General features: G+C 74.1%; 11 protein-coding genes. 4 read left to right on the top strand and 7 right to left on the bottom strand.

Going from position 1 to position 15,465, the window contains the following annotated elements; all coding sequences use genetic code 11:
* Positions 1–279: 279 nt before the first annotated feature.
* Both ACIRST_RS23640 and ACIRST_RS23635 read right to left on the bottom strand, forming a co-directional pair.
* The gene (locus ACIRST_RS23640) at positions 280–720 is read right to left on the bottom strand and encodes an SRPBCC family protein (RefSeq protein WP_350525296.1); all 441 of its coding nucleotides are present in this window, start codon (positions 718–720) and stop codon (positions 280–282) included.
* 159 nt (positions 721–879) lie between these two features.
* On the bottom strand, positions 880–1,479 hold the full coding sequence (locus ACIRST_RS23635) for an Imm21 family immunity protein (RefSeq protein WP_402804121.1): 600 nt from the start codon (positions 1,477–1,479) through the stop codon (positions 880–882).
* A gap of 157 nt (positions 1,480–1,636) precedes the next feature.
* Here ACIRST_RS23635 and ACIRST_RS23630 point away from each other — a divergent pair, with 157 nt between their 5' ends.
* On the top strand, positions 1,637–2,536 hold the full coding sequence (locus tag ACIRST_RS23630) for a HipA family kinase (RefSeq protein ID WP_402804119.1): 900 nt from the start codon (positions 1,637–1,639) through the stop codon (positions 2,534–2,536).
* Positions 2,537–2,592: 56 nt separating this feature from the next.
* Here ACIRST_RS23630 and ACIRST_RS23625 read toward each other — a convergent pair whose 3' ends face one another.
* From ACIRST_RS23625 to ACIRST_RS23605, 5 genes are all read right to left on the bottom strand, one after another.
* Positions 2,593–2,940 (bottom strand): hypothetical protein, encoded by a 348-nt coding sequence (locus tag ACIRST_RS23625; protein WP_350525299.1) that lies wholly within the window; start codon positions 2,938–2,940, stop codon positions 2,593–2,595.
* 182 nt (positions 2,941–3,122) lie between these two features.
* Entirely contained in the window at positions 3,123–4,616 is a 1,494-nt protein-coding gene (locus ACIRST_RS23620; protein ID WP_350525300.1) for a S8 family serine peptidase, read from the bottom strand.
* A gap of 262 nt (positions 4,617–4,878) precedes the next feature.
* Positions 4,879–6,015, bottom strand: coding sequence for an amidohydrolase family protein (locus ACIRST_RS23615; RefSeq protein WP_402804116.1), 1,137 nt, complete (start codon positions 6,013–6,015; stop codon positions 4,879–4,881).
* Between the two features lie 3 nt (positions 6,016–6,018).
* Positions 6,019–7,482 (bottom strand): glutamine synthetase, encoded by a 1,464-nt coding sequence (locus tag ACIRST_RS23610; RefSeq protein ID WP_396546840.1) that lies wholly within the window; start codon positions 7,480–7,482, stop codon positions 6,019–6,021.
* Positions 7,483–7,558: 76 nt separating this feature from the next.
* Complete coding sequence (locus ACIRST_RS23605; RefSeq protein WP_402804114.1) at positions 7,559–10,258, bottom strand: MXAN_6230/SCO0854 family RING domain-containing protein; 2,700 nt, start codon at positions 10,256–10,258, stop codon at positions 7,559–7,561.
* A gap of 539 nt (positions 10,259–10,797) precedes the next feature.
* Here ACIRST_RS23605 and ACIRST_RS23600 point away from each other — a divergent pair.
* The 3 genes from ACIRST_RS23600 to ccrA all read left to right on the top strand — a co-directional run bounded on the left by ACIRST_RS23600 (position 10,798) and on the right by ccrA (position 15,455).
* A complete protein-coding gene (locus tag ACIRST_RS23600; protein ID WP_402804112.1) occupies positions 10,798–12,573 on the top strand; it encodes a 3-hydroxyacyl-CoA dehydrogenase family protein in 1,776 nt (591 codons plus the stop codon).
* Between the two features lie 245 nt (positions 12,574–12,818).
* Entirely contained in the window at positions 12,819–13,739 is a 921-nt protein-coding gene (locus ACIRST_RS23595) for a TetR family transcriptional regulator (RefSeq protein WP_350525304.1), read from the top strand.
* 378 nt (positions 13,740–14,117) lie between these two features.
* Positions 14,118–15,455 (top strand): crotonyl-CoA carboxylase/reductase, encoded by a 1,338-nt coding sequence (gene ccrA, locus ACIRST_RS23590; protein WP_350525305.1) that lies wholly within the window; start codon positions 14,118–14,120, stop codon positions 15,453–15,455.
* Positions 15,456–15,465: the final 10 nt, after the last annotated feature.

Here is a 15,465-nt window from a genome sequence, read left to right as displayed (position 1 = left end):
GTGGCGGGCGGCGCCCCCGGCGGGGGCGCGGGCGCCGGTGGGGTGGGGGTGGGGGGCGGCCGGGCTGTGGGCGTGGGGGCGGCCGGGCCGCCCCCCGCCGCTCGAATTCCCACGCGATTCACGTGCATCGGTGGATTTACGCGCTCGAATCGCGCTGCCGTCGAATTCCGGCGCGCCGCCCGGCGGGCCCCGGCCGGCTTCGGCGGACCTCAGCGACGCTCGGCGGACCTCAGCGGGGCTCGACCGGCCCCGACGGACCTCGGCGGACCTCGGCGGTCCTCAGCGGACCTCGGCGGCCAGGTTGGCCAGCACCTCGTCGTGGATCCGGTTCAGGCCCTTCGGGGCGAAGGTGCGCTCGAAGAAGCCGCCGATGCCGGTCGCGCCCTGCCAGGTGGCGGTCACGGTGACCTTGCTGCGGCCCTCGCCGGCCGCGGCGACGGTCCAGGTGATCACCATGCTGGAGTTGGCGTCCTTCTCCACCAGCTGGTCGGGCTTCGGCGCCGACACGGTGAAGAGGCAGTCGCGCACCCGCTTCTCGGTGGCCTGCAGCTTCCAGTGCACCTGGGTGCCGGCGCCGGTGCCGCCGACCCGGACCTCGTACTCGCTGTACTGCGCGGGCAGCAGCTTCGGGCGGGTCACCTGGTAGTCGGCCAGCACCTCGTACACCCGCTCGGGGGCCGCGTCGTAGACCCGCTCGGTGGTGGCCTGCACCTGTCCCATGACCTTGCTCTCCTCGTGTGGTGGTAGCGCTCTCACCGGCAAGCCAATCACAGGGTCACGCCCGTGACGCGGCGGGATGGACACCTCACGGTGCCGAGCGGTCGAGCCGGCCGTTCCGGGCACGGACCCGACGTTCGAATCCTCGGGCTGTCGCCCGTGTCAGGGTGCGGGCGGCTGCGGACCGGACTCGGGAAGGAGCTGGACCACGCCGAGCCGGTGGGAGTCGGCGTTCTCGCAGAACGCGCGGACCCTCCAGCGTCCTGCGGGCAAGGGGACCGGGGCCTCGTCCGGCTGCCCCCCGCCGGTGGGGTAGGGCACGCCGAGGTCGCTGCCAGCCTCGGCCGAGTCCATGAGGACTGCCGGTCCGTCGGTTTCCCAGACCCCGCACTCCTCCCACGGCGTCGACGGGTCGTCCAGCGCGGCCTCGGCAGCGGCGAGCAGTTCGACGTCGGAGTCGGCGGCGAACCACCGCAGGAAGCTCTTCCGCTCGGACAGGTAGCAAGTGGCGGCGGGCTCGTCACCCAGCACCAGAGCGGATGCGGTGCCACCGCCCAGGCCGATCACCTCGGCGGAACCCTCGACCGCGCAAGCCCGGTCGTAGTCGTCCGGCCGGTCGGTGCCGCCGACGATCACACCCTCCGGAGTGCATCCGCCCCACCGGTGCAGCGCGGACACCGGGACGACGACCAGCGGTCCCCCCATGGACCCGACCCAGGTCAGGCCGAGTTGCCGGTGGGAGGCGTGTGGGATGTCGCTCATGCGCGCAGTCTGCCGCCCCGCACCGACACCCGGGCAGGCCGGGGCCGCGGTGTCGCGCGCCGGTCCGTCCCCGGGGCCTGACGGCCCCGGCATTCGAACGGACCGGCCGCAGCACCTGGCTACACCGATCCGCCGTCAACGAATTAGGGTGGCCGGTGTGCTCGATCTGGTGACTGCAGTGCGCTACGTCGACCCGCTGCGCGCCGGCGGCTCCGTTCCCGGTGTGGTGGAGACCGACGACCTGGGAACGTACGTGGTCAAGTTCACCGGGGCCGCGCAGGGCCGCAAGGCGCTGATCGCCGAGGTGATCGTCGGCGAGCTGGCCCGGCGGCTGGGCCTGCGGGTGCCGGAGCTGCGGCTGGTGGACTTCGACCCGGCCGTCGCCGCGGACGAGCCGGACACCGAGATCCAGGACATGCTCAAGGCCAGCGCGGGACTCAACCTGGGGATGGACCTGCTGCCCGGGGCGCGGGACTTCCGCCCGGGGATGATCGCGGTGGACTCCGTCGAGGCCGGCCGGGTGGTCTGGCTGGACGCGCTCACCGGCAACGTCGACCGCACCGTGCACAACCCCAACCTGGTGGTCTGGCACGGGCGGCTCTGGCTGATCGACAACGGCGCCGCGCTGATCTTCCACCACCGCTGGGCGGGCGCCGAGGCGTCCGTCGGCAAGCGGTACGACCTCAGCGCGCACGCGCTCGGCGGCTCGGCCCCGGACGTCCGGCTGGCCGACGAGGAGCTCGGTCCGCTGGTCACCGTGCCGCTGCTGGAGGAGGTGCTGACCCTGGTCCCGGACGAGTGGCTGGCCGGCGAGCCCGGCTTCGACTCGGCGGACGCCGTCCGGCACGCGTACGTCACCCACCTGGCCGCCCGGGTGGTGCTCTCCGGGGAGTGGCTGCCGGAGGGCTTCGCCACGCCCGAGCAGCTGCGCGAGGCCGAGCGGCGGCAGGCGGCCCGGACCCGGGCCGGGCGCCCGGCCTGGCTGCAGCAGGTGCCGGACCTGCACGGCAAGCCGTCGGTGGAGACGGTCTGGGAGCACCACTTCGACGAGGGCTGAGCCGGCCGCCGATCAGGGGGCCGCCGCGGGTCAGCCCATCGCGGGGCCGCCGCGGGTCAGCCCATCGCGGGACGGATCCAGCCGAAGTACTCGACCGCCGTTCCGAGCAGCAGGCCGAAGCCGACCACCGGGAACGCGACGTCCCGGGGCAGCCGCTGCAGCCGGGCGACCAGGAACCCGAGGCCCAGGCCGAGCAGCGGGCCGGCGGCGAGCAGCAGGGCGAGGAGCAGCACCGCGACCGCCGACCCACCGGCGGCCAGGCCCATCACGGCGACCACCAGGCCGCCGGCCGCGACCGTGGCCAGCATCGGTGCGGCGAGCAGCAGTTCGCCCACGCCCAGGGCCAGCGCGAGCCGGTTCCGCTTGCCGGGAAGGGCCTGTCGGCCGGGGACGGTCTGCGCCATGCCGCTCAACTCCTGTGGTGACTCCGTCGGGTACGGACCCATCCTCGGCGGCGGGGGAGGCGAAGGCCTGAGTACGGCTACTCAAACGCGACCGGGGAGCAGGGCCTGTGTGGCCCCGCTCCCCGGCTCGGCGATCAGGTGTCGTCGCGGTCAGCGCCTGAGCGCCTCAGCGCCTCAGTGCTTCAGCGCCACCACTGGACCGCCTTCTCGGCGTTGATGATGCCCGCGCCGTAGAAGCCGTTGTCGTCGGCGCCGCCCTCACAGGTGGCCTTCCACTGGCCGGCGCCGCCCGGGTTCCAGTCGCCGGTCGGGCAGGCGTGGGACTCGGCCTGGCTGGTCAGCATCTCGGTCAGCTCGTCCGCGCTGGCCCACGGGAAGGTGCTGGCGAGCAGGGCGACCACACCGGTGGCGTGCGGCGAGGCCATCGACGTGCCCTGCATGTAGCCGTACTTGCCACCGGGGAGGGTGGACAGGATGCGGCCGTTCTTGTCCGGGGTGTTCGGGATCTGGTAGCGGGCGTCGCCACCCGGCGCGGCGACGGTCACGACGCCCTTGCCGTAGCTGGAGTAGTACGACTTGTCGCCGTTGACGCCCACCGAGGAGACGGCCAGGACGCCCGGGAGCTCGGTCGGCAGCGACAGGCAGTCGTTGGTGACCGGACGGGTGCCGGGGGTGGTGTCGTCCGGGCTGGAGACGTCAGTGGTCTTGTGCGCCAGGTCGATGTTCTCGTTGCCCGCCGCGGCGACGTTGAGGACGCCCTTGCGCTGCGAGAACGCGACGGCCTTGCGGACGGCGGCGGTGATGGCCGCCTGGTCCTTGTCGTTCGGGCAGTTGAACATCCACGGGTCGATGTAGTAGCTGTTGTTGGTCACCTTGAACTGGTGCTCACCGGCCCACACGAAGCCGCAGATCGCGTACTCCGGGTAGATGAACCCGCCGTCGTCCACGACCTTGACCGCGGCCAGCTTGACGTTCGGGGCGATGCCGACGATGCCCTTGCCGTTCTTGGCGGCGGCGATGGTGCCGGCCACGTGGGTGCCGTGGTCACCGTCGACGCCCGGCTGCCAGGCCTTCCAGTCGGTGTTCGGCTTGCCGCCGTCGATGCAGGAGACCGACTGCGAGGCGTCCACGTTGGCGGCCAGGTCCTCGTGGGTGCCGTCGATGCCGGAGTCCAGCACGCCGACGGTGACGTTGCGGCTGCCCAGGGAGAGCTTGTGCGCCTTGTCGACACCGATCTGGCGCATGTCCCACTGGTTGGCCTCAAGCGGCTCCTGACCGGGGGCGGCCGCGGCGGCGGTGGGCTCGGCGACGACCTCGGCCTTCTCGCGGTCGGCAGCCGTGATGCCCTTGGTGCGGCTGGCACCGACGGAGTCGACGCCCTTGGCCAGGCGCAGCTTCTCGGCGAACTTGGTGTCGGTCGAGCGGGCGATGACGACGCCGATCTGCTCGTACGAGTAGACCACCGTGCCGCCGAGGCTCTTGACGGCCTGTTCGACCTTCTGCACCTGGCCGTGGTTGGCCTTGGTGTTGACGACGTAGCTGAGCAGCGGACCGGTCGTCGGGTCGGCCGTGGGGGCCGCGACGGCGGTGCCGGCCGGGAGCGCGAGGGCGCCGGCAGTGGCGAGCACGAGGCCCACCGCCGCGTACCGGGTCCGGCTGATCCGAGAAACTCTCATTGGGGGTGGCCCTCCCGAGTCGTCATGCGGCAGCTGCGGTTGGCAGGTGCACTGGGAATGACCGGACGCTAATGAATATTCGATGAGATGCGCAAGAGGTAGTCATCTAATCGTCACATCTAGACCAGCAACGGATGTTAGGAGTCCGCAGGTCAACAAGGGAAACAGGGGCCAAGATTGTTAAAAAGTGATGGTTCGCCGACGTGCTTCCTTTGCCCCGATAACGGCGGCCGGGCACCGGGCCCGCACGGCCGCGGCGCAGCTACAGGGCGTACAGCCGACGGGCGTTGTCGGCGGCGACCGAGCACGTCAGCCGCTGCGCGTCGGCGGCGGAACAGGCACCGTCCGCCCGCCAACGATCCAGCAACACGGCCAGTCCGTGCCGGAACTGACAGGTGCCCACCAAGAAAAGTTCGGGTAGCCCGTAAGCGTCCGTGGAGAACAGCAATTTGCCGAACGGCGCCAGTTCCAGCATCTCGCCCAGCACCGATGCCACCTGCGGGCCGGTGTAGGAAGCCGTCAGCCCGAGGTCGGTGAAGACCGTCGGAAAGGCCTGGGCCAGCCAGGCGGCTTGACGGTGGTACGGGTAGCAGTGCAGCAGCACCAGCGGGACGCCGCTGGGCTCGGCGGCGCGCACGAAGTCCGTCAGCAGGGACGGGTCGGCCCGGTGCAGGGTGAGGTCCGGGTCCCCGAAGCCGGTGTGGAGCTGGATCGGCAGGCCGAGCTCGGCACAGACGTCCACGGCCGTCCAGAGCAGGTGGTGCAGCAGGACCGGGTCGGTGAGCCGCCCGGACCCGCCGCGCAGCCGGGCGCCGGCCGCGGCCACCACGGCCCGGCGGGCGGGCCGTTCGGCCGGGGCGGCCAGGCCGTGCCGGTAGGCGAGCACGGACTTCACCGCGACGGCCCCGCCGGCGGCGGCCGCCAGCGCCTCGGCGACGGCCGACGGCCAGTCCTCGGCACCGGCGGCCACCGCCTCGGCGACGGACTCCAGCCGGACCACCTCGCGCACCGACGCCCCGGCGGCCGCGGCCAGTTCGGCCGGCGGCAGCAGCGGCAGGCCCGCGGCCTCGGTCAGCCCGGTGTCCACCAGGCAGGTGTCCAGCCCGGCCGCGGCGAGCAGCCGGCCGGTCGCCCCGGCGGCGCCCAACTCGCGCCGCCGGGCCAGGTACTCGGCAGCCGGGGCGTGCGCCGGAAGGCCGAGCGCGGGCGGGCACCAGCGCCGCACGGCGAGGCCGAGCGCGCTGTCGAAGGGCGAGCAGCCGGGCGCGGGCGGACGGTCGGACTCGGTGAGCAGCCCGGCCAGGGCGTCGTCGGAGAGGTCGGCGGCCACCACGCTGTGGCAGTGGTGGTCGACCAGCGCGGGCGCCGCTGCGGACGGTGCGGGCCGCGGCCGGGCCACCGGTCAGTACCGCCAGCGGGTGGCCGCGGCCACCTCCTCGGGCGTGGCGGTGGCGTACTGCTCGGCCTCCGCCCGGCGCACCGCCAGCACCGCCTGGTACAGCGGCTCGCCGAGCGCCTCGCGCAGCACCGCCGAGCGCTCGTACGCGGCCAGCGCCTCGGCCGGAGCCTGCGGCAGCCTGGGCACCGTACCGGGCTCGGCGGCCGCCGGGTCCCCGGTGAACTCCGGTGGCAGGGCCCGGCGTTGGTCCAGCCCGGCGAGGCCGGCCGCGATCACCGCGCCGACCGCCAGGTACGGGTTGGCGCTGGCGTCGAAGCACTTGACCTCGGCGTTGGCGGCGGCGGCCCGCTCCCCGGTGGAGCCGGTCACCAGCCGTAGCGCGGCCTCGCGGTTCTCCAGGCCCCAGCACTGGTACGCGCCGGCCCAGTGCGAGGGCACCAGCCGCAGGTACCCGGCGGGGCTGGAGCAGCCCAGCACCAGCAGTTCGGGCAGCGCGTCGAGCACCCCGGCGAGGAAGCCCTCGGCCTCGGCCGTCAGCCCGTGCGGGCCTGGGCCGCCGTGCCCGAGGTTCTGCCCGTCCCGCCAGAGGCTGAGGTGGAGGTGCCCGCCGTTGCCGACCGCGCCCGCCTCGACCACCGGCGCGAAGGAGACCCGCAGGCCGTGCCTGGCGGAGACGGCCCGGACGGTGTGCCGGACCAGGACGGAGGTGTCCGCGGCGCCGACCGGGCCCTCGGGGGCCACCGAGACCTCGAACTGGCCCGGGGAGTACTCGGGGTGGATCTGCAGGACGTCCAGGCCCTGCTCGCCGAGGGCGCGCAGGACGTCGCGCAGGTAGTCGGAGAGGTCGGTGAGCCGGTGCATCCCGTACGCGGGGCCGTGCGTCGGGTACTGCGGCGCCTCCTGCGGGGAACCGGCGAGGGCGACCACCCACTCGATCTCGATGCCGGCCTTGAGGCTCAGCCCGCGCCCGGCCGCCGCGGCCTGCGCCCGGCGGGCGAACAGCCGCTGGCAGCCGGGGTGCGGGGCGCCGCTCTGGGTGTACCTGTCCCCCGGGGCCCAGGCCCAGCCGGGCTGGGCCGCCAGCGGGACGATCCGCTCCACGTCGGGGTAGAGCCTGAGGTCCCCGGTGGGGCCGCCGATGATCGGGCTGGTGGTGATCGCGTCGTCGGCGAGGAACACGTCGAAGCAGGGCGCGGTACCGACGCCCCACTGCGCGGCGTGCGTCAGACCGCCGAGCGGCACGGCCTTGACCCGGGTGACGCCCGCGTTGTCCACCCAGGTGACGGCCACCGCCTCCACGGCGGCGGTGCGCAGCCGGTCGGCCGCCTGCTGGGCGCGCTCGGCCCGCTCGGCGCGCGGGGGCAGCCCCACGGCGGCCGCGGAGCCGGCGGGGCCGAACGGATCGGCACCGGAGGGCTGGGCGGCGCCGGGCGCGGTGGGGCCTGCGGTGGCGGTTCCGATGGTCATGTCACCATGCTGCCCCGCCGGTCGGGCTTCCGTAACTCCCCTATCGGGTGGTCCAAACGGAAGCCCGTCCACCCGTTCACCCGTTCGGGGCGAACCGGGCCACCAGCTCCCCTGCGGTGATCCGCTCCAGCGTGTCCGGCGCGGCGTCCAGCCGGCCCGGGTAGAGCCGGTACAGCGTCCCGCCGGCGCCCTCCGGGACGGGCACGTCGGCGTGCACCAGGGCCGCGAACGCCCGTGAGCCGCCGAGGCGTTCGGCGATCAGCCGGGCCGTGTCGTCGGCCGGCTGCTCGGTGTGGTGGTCGCTCTCGTACCACCCGCGCAGCCGCTCGGCGAAGGCCGCCACCGGCTCGTCCGCGCCCCGGTGGTAGCGCCCCAGCCCGAGGCCGGTGCGGTCGCGCACCCACACCTCGTCGCTGGCGGCCGCGGCGGCGGCGCAGCCGAGGTCCCACAGGGTGGCCCGGGTGCCGGTGGCGAAGTGGGTGGTCACGGCCTCGGCCAGCGTGCCGATCTCGGCGTGGTGCCGGAAGAGGTTGTGGAACCCGGAAGCGGCGCCGACGTTGAGGTCGGTCCAGGTGTGGCTGCGGGTGTGCAGGTCGACGATCATCGGGACGCAGATCCTGGCGTCCCCGGCGAGGTCCAGCCGCTGGCGGACGCTCCTGGGGTGGAAGGCGCCCGTGCGGTTCCGGGCCGCCTCGGAGGGGGTCAGGGTCATGAAGCCGGCGAACGCGTCGGCGAGGTCCTCGAAGGGGATGTCGTTGTAGCTGAACACCACCACCACGGCGTACCGGGCGCGGACCTTGCCCAGCGCCTGCAGGTCGAGGTCGACGAACTCGGTGGCGCCGTGCGGCGGCGGGGCGGTGGTGAAGTCCCCGGAGTGCACGGCGGCGCGCGGGCCGAGCACCAGCCGGGTGTAGTCGCACAGGCCGGTGAACTGCCATTCCTCGTCGTAGAAGGCGACCGACAGGTCGAGGTCCACCCGCTGCGGCGGGCGCTGCGTCCAGTGCACGAACAGCCGCAGGTGCTGCCCGTGCGGGAGCCGCTGCACGCTGCCGCGCGGCACGGCGACCAGGGTCTTGGCGCTGGCCCGTTCGGCGAACGGGACCACCAGGTCGGCCAGCCCGGCGTCCAGCACGGCCACGTCGTAGCGCTCGGACTGCCCGGCCCGGCGCAGCAGTTCGGCCTCGATCAGGGCGCAGACCGGCGCGCTCAGCCCGGCCGGGACGGGCTTGCCCCAGTCGCGGCGGACGTGCGCCGAGGCGACCCGGCCGCGCGGGAAGTACAGCCGCTGCTCGCCGATCCCGCGCGGCGCGCGCAGCCGTCCGTACGCGCCGAGCAGCGGGCCGGGGGCGACCGCGCGCAGCGCGGCCGGCAGCGCGTCGGCGAGTTCGGCGGGCAGGGGCGCGCCGGGGGACCAGGTGGCGTGCACCCGCAGCAGGTGGTGCAGTCGGCGCACCAGTTCGCCGGGTCGGCGGGCCAGCAGGCGCACGGCGGCGGGCAGGTCGCCCTGTTCGAGGGCGTGCTCGACCCGGGCGGCGAAGGTCTCGACGGTCAGCCGGGTGTGCCCGGCGGGCGTCTCGCGCACCCGTAGCGGGGCGGGGGCCTCGCGCAGGTGCGGGCCGAGGCCGTGCAGGTCGAGGTCGCTCTGCCGGACGACGGCGAAGGCGGCCGCCGCGTACGGGAAGCGGGCGCGGTGCTCGTACGGGTGCAGCAGTTCGCCGGCCCGCAGCCAGGGCTGGCGGTGGCGGCGCAGGTCCTCGGCGAGGGTGCCGACCGGGAACGCGTCCAGGACGGCGAGCAGTTCGCGGCGCAGCGGGCGGGGCAGGCCCCGCAGCCGCAGGGTGCGGGCGGTCTCCGGCAGCAGGTCGGGTTCGGCGCCGGACCACGCCCAGATCAGCCGCAGCACGTCGGTGGCGGTGGTGAGGTGGGCGGCGAGCAGCGGTCGGGTGTGCTCCGGGTCGCGGCGCAGCAGCGCGGCCAGCACGGTGGCGCGGCTCTCCCGGACGGGGATCTCGGCGGGCAGCCAGGCGGCCGGGTCGGCCGGGGCGTGGTCGAGCAGCAGGGCCAGGTCCTCGCGGTCCTGCGGGTCCAGCGGGGTCCGCCGGGCGAGCAGGGCGGCGAGCGCGGTGCCGGCGAGTTCGGCCCGGTCGCCGGCCTCGGCCAGGCGCAGCGGCCGCAGGGTGCTGCCGGGCTGGAGGGCGCGGGCGGCGTGCCGGGCGCCCCGGGTGTCGGGCGCGAGGCGGCGCTGCCGGTCCAGCGGGGTGCGGCAGACCGGGCAGCGGGCGTCGCCGGAGGGCTCGACGAGGTCGTCGTGGCAGTCGCCGCACAGCAGGTGTGCGCAGGGGGCGAGCGCGCCGATCCCGGCCTCCAGGCTGCTGCGCCCGCAGCAGAGGCAGATCTGGCTCGCCTGGCAGAGGAGGTAGCCGCGGACGGCCGCCGAGTAGTCGGCCCGTGCGCGGGAGGGCACGCCCTCGGGGAAGCGGCGGAACAGCGGCTGGTGGCGGCGGTCGGCGCCGAGCGTCGCGTCGATCCGTGCCAGCAGGCGCGTGCCGGTCTCGGCCAGCGCGGCCGGGCGCAGCCGTCCGAGGGCGGCGTGCAGGTCGCGGGTCAGGACGTGTCCGCGCCGGGCCAGGTCGGCCTCCAGGGCGATCAGGCCCTCGGCCGTCCAGGGGTCCGGTTCCGCGGGCGCGGCCCCGCCCTCGACCGGGACCGTCCCGTGGCGGCGCAGCAGGTAGGCGTCCAGCCCGTGTTCGGGCGCCGCGACGCTCGGCTTCTTCACAGCTCTTCCCCCGTCGGATACGACAAAGCGGGGGCGGAGAGTGGGCGCACTCGGTCATGTGAAAGATGAGAGAAGGAAGCACGCCGCGGAGCCGCCCCCGCGTCGATCACCCTAGCGGGCAGCGGCCCGCGCGCCCGAACGGTTTTCCGCCCACGCCCTCTTCCTACCGACGAGTAGCTTCGCTACAGTGGCCGGACGCACCACCGCCGGGCTTCGGGAGCCGCACCGGCGGGAGCCTGCGGTCGCCGTGTCTGCGGCGCTCGCGCGGTGCGCTTTCACCGGCCGGTGCCGCGAACCGCGGCCGGCCGGGTTTCCCTCGCATCAGAGCCGCTTCCTTCACCTTCGAGCGCCTGAGTACCACGGCACACCCGCAGTTCGGCCGGAGCGGACCGGCCGCTGCCCGGGTGGGCCGCACCCCGTCATCTCCCCAAGCCCCCGCGCGTGAACCCTCCTCCGGCGGCGGCCGCCCCCGGCGTACGGGCGCGGCGGCGTGCCCGCCGGAGCACGCGCGGGCCCTTCATGACTAGGAGTCAGGACAGATGGAGCGTCCCTTCCCGACCGTCGCCGTCGTCGGCCTCGGCACGATGGGTGCCGGCGTCGCGGTGGCCGTCGCCAAGAGCGGCCGCCGGGTGATCGGCATCGAGGCAACCGAGGACTCCGCCGCCCGGGCACTGGCCCGGATCGAGGAGGCGACCGCGCACGCGGTCGACCGGGAGCGGCTCACCGCCGAGGAGCGCAGCGGGCTGCTGGCCCGGATCTCCGTCGGGCACGAGCTGGCGGCCGCCGCCGGCGCGGACCTGGTGATCGAGGAGGTGCCCGAGCAGCTGGAGCTGAAGCGGGAGGTCTTCGCCGAGCTGGACCGGATCTGCCCGGAGACGACCGTGCTGGCCACCGGCACCACCGCGCTCTCGGTGACCCGGATCGCCGCCGCGACCGCCCGTCCGGAGCGGGTGCTGGGCCTGCACTTCTTCAACCCGGTGCACACCATGAAGCTGGTCGAGGTGGTCCGCACCGTGCTGACCTCCCCGCAGACCGCCGAGGACGCCGCCGCCTTCGCCCGCGACCTCGGCAAGGAGCCGGTGGCAGCCGGCGACCGGGCCGGGTTCGTGGTGAACGGCCTGCTGTTCGCGTACCTGAACCAGGCCGCCGCGATGTACGAGTCCAAGTACGCCTCGCGGGAGGACATCGACGCCGCGATGCGGCTCGGCTGCGGCCTGCCGATGGGCCCGCTGGCGCTGCTCGACCTGATCGGCGTCGACACCGCGCGCACCGTCCTGGAGGCGATGTACGAGCAGTCGCGGGACCGCCTGCACGCCCCCGCCCCGATCCTCGGCCAGCTGGTCTCGGCCGGGCTGCTGGGCCGCAAGTCCGGCCGCGGCTTCTACACCTACGAGGCGCCGGGCTCGTCCAGGGCCGTGGACGCGGCGACCGGTCCGGCCCTGCCGAAGGTGCCGGGCCGCGAGGTCCGGACCGTCGGTGTCTGCGGCTCGGGCACCATGGCGACCGGCATCGCCGAGGTGTTCGCCAAGGCCGGGCACCCGGTGCTGCTGGCCGCCCGCAGCCAGGAGAAGGCCGACCGCGCGAAGGCGCAGCTGGCCAGGTCCCTGGAGCGCTCGGTCGCCAAGGGCCGGATGTCCGCCGAGCAGCGGGACGCCGCGCTGGCGCTGGTCACCCCGGTCGGCCAGTACGCCGAGCTGGCCGACGTCGACCTGGTGGTCGAGGCGGTGGCCGAGGACCTGGGGATCAAGCGGGAGCTGTTCGCCACCCTGGACAAGATCGTCAAGCCGGGCGCGGTACTCGCCACCACCACCTCCTCGCTGCCGGTGATCAGCTGCGCGACCGCCACCTCGCGGCCGCAGGACGTGATCGGCATGCACTTCTTCAACCCGGCCCCGGCCATGAAGCTGGTCGAGGTGGTCTCCACCGTGCTGACCGCGCCGGACGTCACCGCGACCGTGCTGGAACTGACCGCCAAGGTCCGCAAGCACCCGGTGGAGTGCGGCGACCGGGCCGGCTTCATCGTCAACGCGCTGCTCTTCCCCTACCTGAACGACGCGGTGCGGATGCTGCAGGAGCACTACGCGACGGTGGACGACATCGACACCGCGATGAAGCTCGGCTGCGGCTACCCGATGGGCCCGTTCGAGCTGCTGGACGTGGTCGGCCTGGACGTCTCGCTGACCATCGAGCAGGTGCTGCACCAGGAGTTCCGCGAGCCCGGCCTGGCCGCCGCGCCGCTGCTGGAGCACCTGGTCGCGGCGGGCTGCCTGGGCCGCAAGACCGGCCGCGGCTTCCGCGACCACGCGCGCCGGTGACCACGCCGCAGCCCGGGGGCGGCGGCCCGTACCAGGCCGGACCGCCCTCCGGGACCCCTCCGTACGGCGGCGCGGCGCACGGCAACGGCGCGCCGCCGCACGGGGCCGCGCCCGCCGCGCGCCCCGGCTGGAGCCCCGGGGCGGTGTCCTCGCGCTGGCCCCGGCCGGCCGTGAGCGCCCCGGTCGCACCGGTGCGCCGGGGAAGGCCCGCGGCCGCACCCCCGGGGCCGTGTAGCGTTCCGGACATGGATCGGGTTCAGTCAGCCTCCCCGCAGCGCCCCGCCGGTTCGCACGGCACCGAGCGGACCGCCCCCTCGACCGGGGGCACCGGGCCGGAGGGCGGGCCGGGCAGCCGCCGGGCGGCGGCGCAGCGCCAGCAGATGCGCCAGGACCTGGCCACGGCCGCGATGGAGTTGTTCGCCTCGCAGGGCTACGAGGAGACCACGGTCGACCAGATCGCGGCCGCCGCCGGCGTGGCCCGGCGCACCTTCTTCCGGTACTTCCGGTCGAAGGAGGAGGCGATCTTCCCGGACCACGACGACACCCTCGTCCGGGTGGCCGACCTGCTGGCGAGCGCCGAGCCGGAGGAGCACCCGCTGGACGTGGTCTGCCGCGGCATCAAGGAGGTGCTGCGGATGTACGCCTCCACCCCGGGGGTGTCGGTCGCGCGGTACCAGCTGATCCGCCAGGTCCCGGCGCTGCGCGAGCGGGAGATCGCCGTGGTGGCGCGCTACGAGCGGCTGTTCACCCGGTACCTGCTGGGCCGGTTCGACACCGGCGAGTCCATCCCGTCCGGCTGGCAGCGCGGCGGCGAGGACGACTCGATGCTGGCCGAGGTGTCGGCGGCGGCGGTCGTCGCGGCGCACAACCACGTGCTGCGGCGCTGGCTGCGGGCCGGCGGGCGGGGGGACGTGGAGGCACAGCTGGACCACTCCTTCGAGGTGATCCGGCGGACCTTCTGGGCCGCCAGCGCCCCGGGTGCCAGACGCCGGGGGTCCGTGGTGGCACCCGGTGCCAGTGGGGCCCCCGGTGACACCGTGGCCGAGAGCGCACTGAGTGCCAGCCCCGGAGGTGAGGTGCTCATCACAGTCGCCCGGACGGACGCCCCGCTGGACGTCGTGGTGGACAGCATCCGGGCCGCACTGAGCGGCGCCCGGGAGTCATAGGCCCAGCGTTTACGCAGGTCAGAGCGATATCAAAGGCCCGCGCCGATTCGTCGGCGCGGGCCTTTCGGCTGTCCGCGCAACGCGCGTCACGCGCCGTTTCCGCCCGTTTCGGCCGGTCGGAATTCCTGACACCCGGTGTCTTTACGAGTGGCACAGGGTGCCACTACCTTGTTACTCACCAGTCGCGGCGCCGCGGCTCCCCACCTCGGCGCGCCGTCGTCCGGTGTTCCCACACCCCGGGAGCAGTGCCAGCACGGCCCGGTCCACGCCGGGCGCCCAGCCTGACCGACCACCACCCATCTCAGCGAAGCCGGTGTCCGCTCCCGGCTCCCCCAGACGCCCTGTGACCCTCACACAGGTACGCCTTCGGAGGCAGCCATGCAGGAAATCCTCGACGCGATCCTCAGCACCGACAGCACGTCGGCGGACTTCGCGGCGATCAAGCTCCCCGAGTCCTACCGGGCGGTCACGCTCCACAAGGACGAGGAGCAGATGTTCGCGGGCCTCGACAGCCGCGACAAGGACCCCCGCAAGTCCCTTCACCTCGACGAGGTCGCCCTGCCCGAACTGGGCCCCGGCGAGGCCCTGGTGGCCGTCATGGCCAGCTCGGTGAACTACAACACGGTGTGGAGCTCGATCTTCGAGCCGGTCTCCACCTTCGGCTTCCTGGAGCGCTACGGCCGGCTGTCGCCGCTCACCAAGCGCCACGACCTGCCGTACCACGTCCTCGGTTCCGACCTCGCGGGCGTCGTGCTGCGCACCGGTGCCGGCGTCAACTCCTGGAAGCCGGGCGACGAGGTCGTCGCGCACTGCCTCTCGGTCGAGCTGGAGTCCCCGGACGGCCACAACGACACGATGATGGACCCGGAGCAGCGCATCTGGGGCTTCGAGACCAACTTCGGCGGCCTGGCCCAGATCGCCCTGGTGAAGACCAACCAGCTGCTGCCCAAGCCGAAGCACCTCACCTGGGAGGAGGCCGCCTCCCCCGGCCTGGTCAACTCCACCGCGTACCGCCAGCTGGTCTCGCGCAACGGCGCCGGCATGAAGCAGGGCGACAACGTGCTGATCTGGGGCGCCAGCGGCGGCCTCGGCTCGTACGCCACCCAGTACGCGCTGGCCGGCGGCGCCACCCCGATCTGCGTGGTCTCCAGCGACGCCAAGGCCGAGATCTGCCGCGCCATGGGCGCCGAGGCGATCATCGACCGCTCCGCCGAGGGCTACCGGTTCTGGAAGGACGAGAACAACCAGGACCCGCGCGAGTGGAAGCGCCTGGGCTCCAAGATCCGCGAGTTCACCGGCGGCGAGGACGTGGACATCGTCTTCGAGCACCCGGGCCGCGAGACCTTCGGCGCCTCGGTGTACGTCACCCGCAAGGGCGGCACCATCGTCACCTGCGCCTCCACCTCGGGCTACATGCACCAGTACGACAACCGCTACCTGTGGATGTCGCTCAAGCGCATCGTCGGCTCGCACTTCGCGAACTACCGCGAGGCCTTCGAGGCCAACCGCCTGGTCGCCAAGGGCAAGATCCACCCCACCCTGTCCAAGGTCTACTCCCTGGAGGAGACCGGCCAGGCCGCCCTCGACGTGCACCACAACAAGCACCAGGGCAAGGTCGGCGTGCTCTGCCTGGCCCCCGAGGAGGGCCTCGGCGTGCGCGACCAGGAGTTCCGCGCCACGCACGTCGACGCCATCAACCGCTTCCGAAACGTGTGAGACGGACCCG

Source organism: Kitasatospora sp. NPDC101447 (assembly GCF_044767225.1).
Classification (GTDB): domain Bacteria; phylum Actinomycetota; class Actinomycetes; order Streptomycetales; family Streptomycetaceae; genus Kitasatospora.
Note: the sequence above shows the minus strand (reverse complement) of the source record. Positions and strands in the feature narration are given on the sequence as shown.